The 11,739-nt window shown below is 60.8% G+C and carries 10 protein-coding genes; 5 read left to right on the top strand and 5 right to left on the bottom strand.

The annotated features are described in order from the left end of the window. From VIW95_RS05505 to VIW95_RS05495, 3 genes are all read right to left on the bottom strand, one after another. Window positions 1-1,167: glycosyltransferase family 39 protein (locus tag VIW95_RS05505; RefSeq protein ID WP_331584420.1), on the bottom strand; the 1,167-nt coding region annotated here is incomplete at its 3' end. After that, on the bottom strand, window positions 1,157-2,866 hold the full coding sequence (gene ggt / locus VIW95_RS05500; RefSeq protein WP_331584419.1) for a gamma-glutamyltransferase: 1,710 nt from the start codon (window positions 2,864-2,866) through the stop codon (window positions 1,157-1,159). The genes VIW95_RS05505 and ggt, both read right to left, overlap by 11 nt. A 76-nt stretch (window positions 2,867-2,942) precedes the next feature. Beyond that, window positions 2,943-4,139: a cytochrome P450 gene (locus VIW95_RS05495; RefSeq protein ID WP_331584418.1), complete on the bottom strand. Its 1,197-nt coding sequence runs from the start codon at window positions 4,137-4,139 to the stop codon at window positions 2,943-2,945. A 186-nt stretch (window positions 4,140-4,325) separates the two neighbouring features. Here VIW95_RS05495 and VIW95_RS05490 point away from each other — a divergent pair, with 186 nt between their 5' ends. Continuing rightward, entirely contained in the window at window positions 4,326-5,507 is a 1,182-nt protein-coding gene (locus VIW95_RS05490; RefSeq protein ID WP_331584417.1) for an amidohydrolase family protein, read from the top strand. Between the two features lie 75 nt (window positions 5,508-5,582). On the opposite strand, the gene VIW95_RS05485 is transcribed toward VIW95_RS05490, so the two are convergent. After that, a complete protein-coding gene (locus tag VIW95_RS05485; RefSeq protein ID WP_331584416.1) occupies window positions 5,583-6,593 on the bottom strand; it encodes a fatty acid desaturase family protein in 1,011 nt (336 codons plus the stop codon). Window positions 6,594-6,681: 88 nt separating this feature from the next. Continuing rightward, window positions 6,682-7,245 carry a hypothetical protein gene (locus VIW95_RS05480; RefSeq protein ID WP_331584415.1) on the bottom strand — a complete coding sequence of 188 codons (564 nt, stop codon included), beginning with the start codon at window positions 7,243-7,245 and terminating at the stop codon, window positions 6,682-6,684. Window positions 7,246-8,054: 809 nt separating this feature from the next. Here VIW95_RS05480 and VIW95_RS05475 point away from each other — a divergent pair. The 4 genes from VIW95_RS05475 to VIW95_RS05460 form a co-directional block, all read left to right on the top strand. Further along, on the top strand, window positions 8,055-8,567 hold the full coding sequence (locus VIW95_RS05475; protein ID WP_331584414.1) for a hypothetical protein: 513 nt from the start codon (window positions 8,055-8,057) through the stop codon (window positions 8,565-8,567). A gap of 223 nt (window positions 8,568-8,790) precedes the next feature. Next, a complete protein-coding gene (locus VIW95_RS05470) occupies window positions 8,791-10,002 on the top strand; it encodes a serine hydrolase domain-containing protein (protein ID WP_331584413.1) in 1,212 nt (403 codons plus the stop codon). Between the two features lie 12 nt (window positions 10,003-10,014). Then, a complete protein-coding gene (locus tag VIW95_RS05465) occupies window positions 10,015-10,977 on the top strand; it encodes a zinc-binding alcohol dehydrogenase family protein (RefSeq protein ID WP_331584412.1) in 963 nt (320 codons plus the stop codon). Between the two features lie 190 nt (window positions 10,978-11,167). Next, window positions 11,168-11,739 (top strand): hypothetical protein (locus VIW95_RS05460; protein WP_331584411.1); only part of this gene is annotated, 572 nt, incomplete at its 3' end.

Raw genomic sequence — 11,739 nt, 5'->3', positions numbered from 1 at the left:
AAGCATCGGCCCGCTCTCGATGAGAATCCGGGAGTCCGGCGGTCGCCGCGCAGCTCGTGAGTCCGCGGCGGGCCATCCGCATGACACAAGGCCGTCGGCAATCAGCACGGCCAGCGGAGGAATCGCCGGCAGGACATACGGGATCAGCTTGGCAGTCGCGCATGAGAAAGCGACCACCGTGACGCCCGCCGCGACGAGGCAGAAGCTTCGCGCCGGATTGCCGGTGGCCTCGCGCCAGGTGAGGAACGGCACCAGCAACGTCCATGGCAGCATTCCGATCGCGAGCACCGGAAGGTAAAAGTAGAAGGCTTCGCTGTGGCTGTAGTCGGAATCGAATACGCGTCGCAGATGCTCGCCGATGAAGTAGAAGTCAGCGAAGCCCGGCTCGCGTATCGTCATCGCCACAAACCAGGGCGCCGCGATCAGAGTCGTGAGCAGGAGGCCCGGCACCGCGCGGAATTTCGCGATCGCGCCGCGCAGTTCGCGATTCCACGCCAGCCAAATCAGCATCGACAGAATTGGCAGCGCAGCCCCGACGGGCCCCTTGGTCATCACTGCCAGACCCATCGCGACATACGCGATCCAGCACCAGCGGCCGCCTTCGCGCCAGTGCAGATAAAGCGAGAACGTCGCGATCGTCAGCAGCGCCGTGAGCGTCATGTCGGTCGTCAGCACTTGCGCCATCAACGCGTACAGCGGAGTCGTGGCGAGGATCGCGGCGGCTAGAATCGCGTGACGGCGGCCGAACGCGCGCAGCGCGAAGAAGTAGGTCGCGAGTATTCCGGTGATTGCCGAGAGCGCGACGGGAAGGCGCGCGGCAAATTCCGAGACGCCGAAGATCCAGAAAGACAGCGTCGTCAGCCAGTAGAGCAGCGGTGGCTTCTCGACGTACGCCACGTAGTTGAGGTGCGGCACGAGCAGGTTGCCGCTTTGCAGCATCTCGCGCGCAATTTCGGCGTAACGCGCCTCGTCGGGCTCCCACAGTCCGAACGAGCCCAGATGAAACAGGCAGACTGCGAGCGATAGCGCGACGATTGCGGCGACGTCGTACGCGCCGGGCCTCGTGCGTGCGGATGGCGCGGCGAGGGCGGGCGAAGAAGGTTCGTTGCGAACGATCCCGGACACGAGGGTGGAGTCTAACGCGCCACGGCGACTGCTAATAGCCAACGGCGCCGCCGCCTTTGCGCGGGTCGGCGGCGCCGCGGAATTTCGCCGGCGCAATCGTGATCGCGCCGACCGCGCCGAGCTCGGGCACGACTTTGAGCTTGTAACCCATCTGCTCGAGCGCGCTGCGCGTCGCCGCCGGCATCGCTTGCTCGACGATCACGACGTCCGGCGCGGCCTGCTCATGAATTCGCGGCTCATTGACAGCGCTGGTCGCGTCGAGATGGAACGCGAGAATGTTAAGCACGACCTGCAACACCCCGCTGATGATCGTCGGACCGCCCGAGCCTCCGCTGGTCATCACGGGCGCGCCGTTTTTCGTGACGATTATCGGGCTCATCGACGAGAGCGGACGCTTGCCCCCCCGCACCTCGTTAGCGCGCTCGCCTTCGAGTCGATACGCGTTGGGCACGCCGGGCGCGACGGCGAAATCATCCATCTCATCGTTGAGGATCAGGCCGAGCGCGGGCACGCTCACCTTGGCGCCGAACACGGTGTTGATGGTGGTGGTCAGCGCGACGACGTTGCCGGCTTTGTCCGCGACCAGCAGATTGGAGGTGCCGTGATCGTGCGCCGCAGGCGGTGGCGGCGACTTTTTCGGATGCAGCGCGCGCTCGCGCAGCTGCAGAATGTTGCTGTCGGTCAGAAGCTTCTGAATCTCCACGCCTACAAATGACGGGTCGGCGTATTGCTCGCGATCGACGAAGCCCTGGCGCATCACTTCGATCAGACGCGCGAGGTACGGCGGCGAGTTGACGCCGAGGCCGGCCAAATGGCCAGAGTCGAGCGCGCCGAGCATCTCGAGAACCACACCACCCGACGAAGGCGGCGGCATCGCATAGACATCGTAACCCTCGTAGCGATGGTGAATCGGATCGCGCCACTCGGGCCGATAGTTGGCGAGATCGGCGGCGCTGACGATCCCGCCGTGCGCTTTCATGAACTCGACGAGCGCGGCTGCGACTTCGCCGTGATAAAAGTTCGCGACCGGATCGTCACCAAGGCTCTTCAGCGTCGCGGCAAGATTCTTCGCGATGATCGTGTCGCCAGCTTGGGGCGCGGAGCCGTCGGGCTTCAGGAAAACCTGGGCGAGTCCGGGATCGTTTTTCAGCTTCGGCGCGAGCATACCGATTTCTTTCGCCAGGTGCGGACTTGCGGCATAACCTTCGCCGGCTAGTTTCTCGGCGGGCGCCGCGATTTGCTGGAACTTCATCGTGCCGAAGCGCCTGAGCGCCGCGTCGATGCCCGCGATTTCGCCCGGCACTCCCACGCCCAGAATTCCGTCGCGCGCAAGGTCCTCGTCGGGCTTGCCGTTGCGCATGTACATGTCGGGACGGGCCTGAAGCGGCGCGGTTTCGCGATAGTCGAGCGCGTAGAAGGCGCGGGCTTTGGCCATATAGATGAGCATGAAGCCGCCGCCGCCAATTCCGCACGCCGCAGGATTGGTGACGCCCACTGCCAACGCGGTAGCCACAGCTGCGTCGACCGCGTTGCCGCCCTGCTTGAGGATCTCGACGCCGGCGTGCGCGGCGTCGTCGCTTTCCGACACTACCATTCCATGGACGCCGCTCGCGGAGGTCTCGGGGGCGGCAGGGTCCGCATAGGAGACTGGCGCAACGAACATCGCGAGCGCGATGGCGAGTGCGACCACCATCGCGCGCGAACTGGCGGCGAAAAGTTGAATCCAGCGAGGCGTAAACATCAGGGCTTTACTAACAGCCCTCGCCAACGGATGAAAGGTACGAGCGCAATCGCAGTGGCGTTCAGAAGGTCACCGGCTAACCCACTGACAGCCGCAGTTCGCTCAGGCCTCGCAAGGCCATTGAGCCGCGATACTCCAGTTTGGCTTGTGCGTCAGCGAGCTGTAGGCGGGGGAATTTGTTCAGCATCGATTCGATCGCGATGGCGCCCTCCAGCCGCGCCAGCGGTGCGCCGAGACAGAAGTGAATTCCCTCGCCGAATGAAACGTGCTCGTTCGGATCGCGCGCAACGTCGAAGCTTTCCGGATTCGGGAAATGCGCAGGGTCGCGATTGGCCGCCGCCAGCAGGATGAAGGCGAGGCTGCCGGCAGGAATCTCGGTGCCGCCAACACTGGTCGCCGCCGTCGGCATCCGCACTGTCATCTGGACGGGCGGGTCGTAACGCAGCATCTCCTCGATCGCCTTGGGGATAAGCTCGCGGTTCTCGCGCAAGCGATCCTGCTGTTCGGGATTGCGGCATAGCGCGAGCAGACCGTTACCGATCAGATTGGTGGTCGTTTCGTTGCCTGCCAGCAGCAGCAACACGACGAACGCGAGCAATTCATTTTCGCGGAGCGCGTCGGATTCGTCCCGAGCAGTGACCAGCGCGCTGATCAAATCGTCGGCGGGATTCGCGCTGCGTTGCTTGATCGCCTCGGCGAGGTAGCGGCGCAGCTCGTCTTTGGCGGCGAGACCGGCGGCAGAGGGACCGGTCGCCATCTCCTGGCCGAATGAGCTGATCAGATCGTTGGACCACTGCTTGAATTGAGCGTGATCGTTGGCCGAGACCCCGAGCATCTCCGCGATAACAATCACCGGCAACGGATTGGCCAACGCGGCCATCGCTTCGATTTCAGATGAGGCCGCCGCACGGCTCAGCAGGTCGGTTGTAATCTCGCGGACTCGCGGCTCGAGCTCGCGCACGCGTCGTGGAGTGAAGGCCTTGCTCACGAGCCGCCGGAGGCGCGAATGCACCGGAGGATCCGCGGTGAGGATAGTCGGCGCTCCGCCAAAAGGATCGATCCGCTGGCGAAACGGAATTTCCGGGCGCCGAACGGTGAAGCGCTCATGGTCGTGCAGAACCGTGACCACGTCGTCATAGCGAGCAATGAGCGTCGTCGGCATGAAGAGCTGAAGCTGTCGCGGAGGACCATCGAGCAGCGCAGGAAAGTGCGGATAGGGATTCGCGCGAAAGTCGGGATCGAATGGGTTGAAGTAGAAATCTTGTTCAGGCATGGCGTCTCCGGCGAAACTCAGAAACTTGATTGTAACGAAACCCACCGTGGGTTTCATGCTTCCTTGGGCAGGGGTGACCCCTGCACCCAATGTTAAGGTTCGGTTCCTTGAGCGGACGCTTACGTTGGTGCTTTAATCGCTGGCGGACGTCCCGCAAAACGCATTCAGCAAAATAGAGGTACCGCCATGGCGTACGCACCTGACAACCGGCCTATGTATGACGCCGATAGCCATATCATGGAGCTTCCGGACTTTCTGCAGAAGTACGCGGATCCGGATCTGCGCAGCGACATTCCCGCAGTCAGCTACAGCGCGTCGCTCGTCACCGATGAGGAAGTGGCGGAGATCATGGCGCGCGGCGGGCGGCATACCGAGGAGCATGTCGCCGAAATGATCGCGTGGGGCGACAATCTGATCGAGCGATCGAAAGAGATCCAGGCGTTGGGCGCGTTTGACGGCCGCGAACGCTCGAAAGCCGTCGATATGCTCGGTTTCAAGAAACAACTCGTATTCGCGACCCATAGCGTCACGATGCCGTTTTCACCGAGCACGAAGATTTCGCCGAAGCTGCGCTACGGCGCGGCGCGCGCGCATAACCGGCACATGGCGGATTTCTGCGCGCACGACTCGCGCCTGATGGGCGTCGCGGTCGTGCCTTTGGACGAGCCGCCGCTCGCGCTCGAGGAACTCGAGTTCGCGCTGAAGAGCGGCGCGAAAGCCATTTGGGTCGCGCATCGGCCGGCCGGCGGCCGCTCTCCGGGACACGTCGAGCTCGATCCTTTCTGGGCGCGGCTGGTCGAGTCGAACACTCCGTTCGTGATGCACGTCGGCGGCTCGCCGCTGCAACTCGACAAAGCGTGGGCGAACAACGGCCGGCCCCCAACCAAAGACTGGATGGGCGGCGGCGAGAATCTCCGCACCAAGGACGTCGCCGTGCTGCACGAGGGACCGGAGACGTTTCTCTCGATGATGTTGATCGACGGCGTCTTCGAGCGCTTCCCCAAACTGCGCGGCGGATGCATCGAGCTGGGCGCTGGATGGGTGCCGTCGATGCTGGTGCGGCTCGACTGGGTGGCAAAGATTTGGGGCAGAACGGACGCGAACCTCGCGCGCTTCACCCGCAAGCCGTCCGAGCAGCTGACGCAACAGGTCGCGTTCACGCCTTTCGTGTTCGAGGACATCGGCGCCTTGATCGACCAGTCAAATCCGGACCTGTACCTGTTCTCGACCGACTACCCGCACACCGAGGGCGGGCGAAATCCGATCGCGCGCTTCGAGACGGCGCTCGGTAATCGTTCCGAACAAATCCGTGACAGATTCTACTCGCAAAATTTCCTGCGCATCTTCCCCGAAGCCCGCGCGGCCTAGCTCGCGCGCGAGACGATTGTCTCTCTTCAGCGGCGGCGGACCCAACAGTCCGCCGCCGCTTTCCATTGGACCCGATCAGACCTCGGCGCGGCTCGGGCGCAAGTTGACAATCGAACGCGAGCCGCGGACGCATTCGCGGAGAACGCCGAGATAGCTACGCGTCACGTGAACGGAATCCTTGAAGTCCGACCTCGACATCAGCACGCGATGGAGCTCAGGCAACCGGTAGAACGGAACGCTCGGATAGAAGTGATGCTCGATGTGATAGTTGACGTTCTTCGGCGCGACGAAAATGTGTTCGAGTACAGACGCGCCGGTGGACCTGGTCTGCGCGTACGCGTTGACGCGGCCTTCTATAGCGGAATGCTCGGCGATGCTGCGGACGCGGAAGATCACCGTCATCCAGGTGAACAAGGGCACGAACCAGTACATCAACAGCAGATGAAGCGCGCCGAACCAGGCGAGCACTGCGATGACGACTGCATAGAATCCGTATCGAGCGACGAGAAATCCGCGGCTGACACCGGTGTCCCTCGACAGCAGCATCAGCGCCAACTTGAGATAGTAAATTGCGCCGAGCCCGGACAAATCGCGGAGCATCAATAGCCCGAGCCTGCCCCAGTGCTTCGGAAACACCCACGTCGCGTCGCCCTGGCGGCGGGCCCAATCAGGATCCTGGCCGGTATTCAAATAGCGATGATGCGCGAAGTGGTTCCTGCGGTATGCGCGCGCGGAAATGAGATTCGGCCAGGCCAGGATCACTTCGGCGGTCCAATCGTTGAGCCGCCGACCTCGAAACAACCGGTAGTGGACGCCGTCGTGCATCAGAATCAGCAGCGCGTGCTGGCGCGCTCCTATGAACGCAACGGTCAGCAGGTACGCGGCGAAATTGAAGTGGCGCTGGCAGAGAAAGATCGCAGTAAATATCAGCGTCCATTCGCCAACAATATGAAAAGTGCTCCGGAGCGGGCTCAGCGCCGACAGATCGCGCAGCTCCTCCTTGGAGAGCTTGATCGGAATGTTGCCGTCGAGATCGTCCGACGGGCGCTCCTGCGCGCGGCGGTCTTTTGACAGGTCGATGTTCATAAATTTCCCCTGGTTTGAGTGAACCCGATTGATGAGAGCGGATTCGAAAGAATGTTGTGGTGGATCCCCCGGATCGTCGCGGAGGAATTCAGACGTGAGCGGATACGGCGGGCATCTCGCCCGCTCCGAGCGGATAGCGATTCGGCGCAGGCCTCAATCGGTTGGAGTTGTCGAACCGGATAGTCAGAAAATTGTCCGGACTTTCGATCTTCAGCCGATGAACGTTGGAGGTCAGTCGTGCGAGCGCGTCTCCCTCGAGGATCATTGGCTGAACCCACAGTCGGCCCTCGTCGGGTCCTTCGAGATACGGATATTCAACGGGCGTTCCGGCATTGACGAAACCCATCGCCGAGTAAAAGCCGCCGTGATCGGATCTCCCGACGGCGAGGTACACCAGGACCGCACGCGGGTTTCTGCGAACGACCTGGACGGCGATACCGCGCCACGCATGCATGCCGGCGCCGAGCGACAGCGACCAGTGGTCACTGCATTCCAGCACCGATTCAGGCGCGTAACGGGAGAGGTCAGGCTGCTGACAGCTTTGCGGATAGATCGCGAGATCGTGAAGTGCGACGCCGGCTGTCATGCGTTCCGCATGGTCGCGTTCCGTTTCGAACAGGCCGTAGATGTCCGCGGCAGCGAGACGGACCATATTCCGCGCCCGCGAGCGGCCTTCATCTCGGAAGGTGGCGCCATATCGAGCGCGCGCGTCCGCGAGTCGTTGCGCGAAAGCGTTTCGTTCGCTCTCTGTGGTTAAGAGGCGCATTTCCATTGGATGACTCCTTCTGTTTGTGGGATGAGATTGCGAATGGCAGGGTGGGTTTCGTCACGCCCGAGCCGCGGCGGACCGCGGACATTGGCCGATTGTATCGGACGAATCGGACGGCGACGCTGGATAGCAAAAGTTTGGCGTTCCAGTCGCTTGCGATGGAGCAATACAATCATTAGAAACGAGACATTCAGTCACTGGTTAACTCCAATCGATGACAAGCAGTCAACAATTGACGGCGGTGCGAAATACGGCGGCGTCATCGTCGGTGGAGAAACACGATCAAATTTGATTCTTTTTCGACTGATGTTGTGATAGGTAAACTAGCGTTAGGCGGCCTTAACTGGCGGTTTGAAGTCTTTATGAACTCGAACTCAGCTTGGGGGGAGAATGTGACAATCGCAGCAACTGGGAGCATGTCGTTTTTCGACGAGCTAGCGTCGGAAGTGGTGAAAGCAAGCAAGGGTCCGTAGGTTTCATCGGCCTCTCGCACCGCCAGCGAGGAAATTCAGGCTCTCGAACAACAGGATTACTCGCGCGCGCTGAGGAAATCGCTGGGACGCTCCGAGGTTCGAAATATTATTGCGGAGGCCAGGGGTACCGTCTGGCCGCGCTTGAATGAAGAATCCGTGAAACTGGTTTCGCCGACCGAGTTCACACGACTCTGGTCGGGACTGGGAGTTCAGTTCCAGTTGGCAAAGCTGCAGGGAGCGGAGGGTCTCGCGCTGTTGGGATTCTACGTGCGGGAGATGGGCAGCTCACGGCTGCCGTTAATCTGCGTGAACACCGCACATCACCCTGCGGCGATCGGGGCGGCATTTTCTCACGAAATGGGCCATCACCTGGTCGGCCGGCTCTTTGATTCGTTTAAACCACACGCGCAGTTATTGACCTACACCGCCTATGGAGAACATTTGCACGATCCAGAGGAGTTGGCGCCCGACGTTCTCGTGAGCCTCGGCGTATTCCCCGGGACAATCGCGCGGAAGATCTTTCTGAAACCCCGGAAGGCGAATCGGTCTAAATCCGTCGCGTCAGCGGAACTCCCGGATTCAGTCTCGACGTCGGTGCTCAAGTACTTCAAAGGTCGATTCGGCCTTAGCTTCGGGAGGCGGCTTCCCTCCGCCAAGAAGCTTCAGTATCTGGCCGGGGTGATTCATTTTGCAAAACTACGACGCGCCCTGCTGACCGAATACGACATCTGAAGCCATAAAGAGTCGGCGACCCTGATCTCCGTACGCACTCGCGGCATACGTGTCGGCGCGCGACAATTGCGCGAATTCGTACTAGATCATCATCGTGCCGCCGCTGATGCCATTTCCCGAAATTCGCGACAGTCCCGTCAGGCGCCACAACTCGCCGCTTGTACGCGGGTCCGATTTACTTTTAGGATCATTCGACTATCGACGCTGCTGAAGGAGAGGACAGATGGAACTGGCACCCAAGCGGGCTGGATTCGCGCCGGAACGAATCAATCGCATCACGGAACATCTCAACAAAAATTATATCGGGCCCGGCAAGATCGCCGGGTGTCAGACGCTGGTCGCGCGGCATGGCCACGTCGCCTATTTCAAATCGCAAGGCGTGATGGATCGAGAGCGGCGCAGGCCGTTGACCGATGACACCATCTTCCGGCTCTACTCGATGACCAAGCCGATCACGTCGGTGGCGTTGATGATGCTTTTCGAGCAAGGCCATTTCCAGCTCAACGATCCGGTGTCGCGATTCATTCCGGCCTGGCGCGATCACAAGGTGTGGGTCTCTGGCGAAGGCGCGACCATGGAAACCGCGGCGCCGGCCCGGCCGATGACGATGCGTCACGTGCTTGGTCACACAGGAGGCCTCACCTATGGGGCTACCAATCATCCTGTTGACCGCGCCTATCGCGAGGCGGGAGTAGGACGTGGCGCGGGCGAGACACTTAGCGGGTTTGCGGACAAGCTGGCGAAAGTGCCGCGGCGCTATCAGCCGGGAGAGCGATGGATGTACTCGCTTTCGACCGACGTCTGCGGTTACCTGGTCGAGGCCATTTCGGGAAAGCGCTTCGATCAATATCTGCAGGAAACTATTTTCGATCCACTCAACATGAAGGACACTTCATTTATGGTTGCGCCGCGCAACGCCGATCGCTTTGCGGCTAACTATGAACGGCAGGCCGATAAGACTCTTAAGTTGATCGACGATCCGGAGCGTAGTAGCTATCTGAAACAGCCCACGTTCTATTCGGGCGGCGGAGGACTAACCGGCACGACTGCAGACTACTGGCGCTTCTGCGAAATGCTGCGGCGCGGCGGCGAGTTGGACGGCGTGCGCATCCTGGGACCTCGCACCATCGAATTGATGCATCTTAACCATCTTGCCGGCGGCAAGGATCTCAGCCAGATGGCGATTGGTGCATTCTCGGAGACCGCTTACGAAGGCGTCGGCTTCGGACTCGGCTTCGCAATGACTCTTGGACAAGTCGAAGCGGGCGCGCTTGGTGGCGGCGACTACTACTGGGGCGGCGCGGCCTCGACTATTTTCTGGGTGGACCCTAAAGAAGACTTAGTCGTGATTTTCATGACTCAGCTAATGCCGTCGGCCACCTTCAACTTCCGCGGACAACTCAGGAACATCATATATTCGGCGATCGTCGAGTAAAGGAGACGCACGATGAAGGCGGCGGTCTATTATCAGAACGGCGGTCCTGAAGTCCTCAAGTACGAGGACGTTCCCGATCCCGAGTGTCATCCCAAGGGTGTCGTGATTCGCGTCGAGGCGGTAAGCATCGAAGGCGGCGATACGCTCAATCGCTGGCATGGTGCCTTATTCAGCAAGCCTCACGTCGTTGGCTACCAGGCCGGCGGTGAGATCGTACAGGTTGGCGCTGAGGTGACGGACCTGAAAGTAGGGCAGAAGGTCACCACCGTTAACGCTATGGGCTCGCATGCGGCGTTGCGCTCAGTACCGGCGCGCAACGCGTGGCCGGTCCCGAAAGGATTCGATATCAAGCTGGCCGCCGCTATACCAGTTCCTTTTGGCACCGCGGACGATTGCCTGTTCGAGTTTGGGCATCTGAAAGCGGGAGAGACGGTGCTGGTTCAAGCGGGTGCCAGCGGCGTAGGTGTTGCAACGATACAGCTGGCCAAACGTGTGGGGGCGACTGTGCTGGCGACAGCGTCGAGCAACGAGCGGCTGGAACGGCTTAAGCCGCTAGGTCTCGATCACGGCATCAACTATAAGACCGATGACGTCGCAAAGTCGGTGATGAAGATAACCCACAACCGGGGTGTCGACCTTGTCGTTGACCCTGTCGGTGGCGCCACATTGCAAAGCAGCCTGTTATCGCTGGCATATCGCGGACGCGTTTCGATGGTTGGTGCGGCAGGACGCGAAGCAATGACGGTCGACGTTTCGTCACTGATGGCTGGCAACCGTTCTTTGACAGGAGTTTTCCTGGGAGCCGAGATAGGCACCGACCGCGCACATAACATGATCCAGCGCCTGATCGACGAGGCCGCGCGAGGCGAATTGAAGGTCGTGATCGATCGAACCTTCCCGTTATCCGAGGCTGGAGCAGCGCACGCTTACATCGAGAGTCGACAGGCAGTAGGCCGAGTTCTCCTCATTCCTTAGGGTCGAGATCTTCGCGAATTCAACCAGCGAAGGAATGCCGGCAGCAGCGAAAGCAAAACTTCGTGTTGAAGCGCCACCTGCTATACCGCACGCGGTCATAGGGTGGTGGAGGATTTTTGATTCGGCCAGGTTCAGGGCAGAAGCCAGCGGGCTGATACTGCTAGGGCTGGCGCTCCTGGTAAATGCACTATTGCTCTGGCCGGAAATTCGCATCGAGCGCGTTCCGGTCAACGATCTGAGCTTCCACATCGCCGCGTCGCAGCGCCTTACAGAAAGCCTTTTCACAGGCGACTCATTTCTCGACCCATGGATGTCGCAGTGGGCGCTGGGATATCCCCTATGGCACTATTATCAACCGCTCCCGCACATGGTGGCGGGATTGTGGTTGGCGATAACCAGTCATTTCGCGTCTGCGCCGGCGTCATTCGCAGTGCTCTACTATCTCTTGATGGTAGCGCTGCCGGCGTCCACCTATGTGGGTGCGCGATTGTTCGGGCTGGAACCTCTAGCCGCCGGTTTTGCGTCGATTCTCATCATAGGTGTCAGCGAGATAGGCGACCTTAGCCGTTACGGGCTTTCTTACGGCGCCTATGTTCGGCGCGGTTCCGGACTCTACACGCAGCTGATGTCCTACAACCTGCTGATGCCGGCGCTAGGACTCGCCAACTATTCGCTCAACACGGGCAACCGGAGAATTCTGGCCGCTTGCCTGGTTGCGGCCACCGCACTGTCTCACGTCGTGTTCGGTTACGCCGCTATAGT

The organism is Binatus sp. (SeqCode), assembly GCF_036522015.1.
Taxonomy (GTDB): domain Bacteria; phylum Desulfobacterota; class Binatia; order Binatales; family Binataceae; genus Binatus.
Note: the sequence above shows the minus strand (reverse complement) of the source record. Positions and strands in the feature narration are given on the sequence as shown.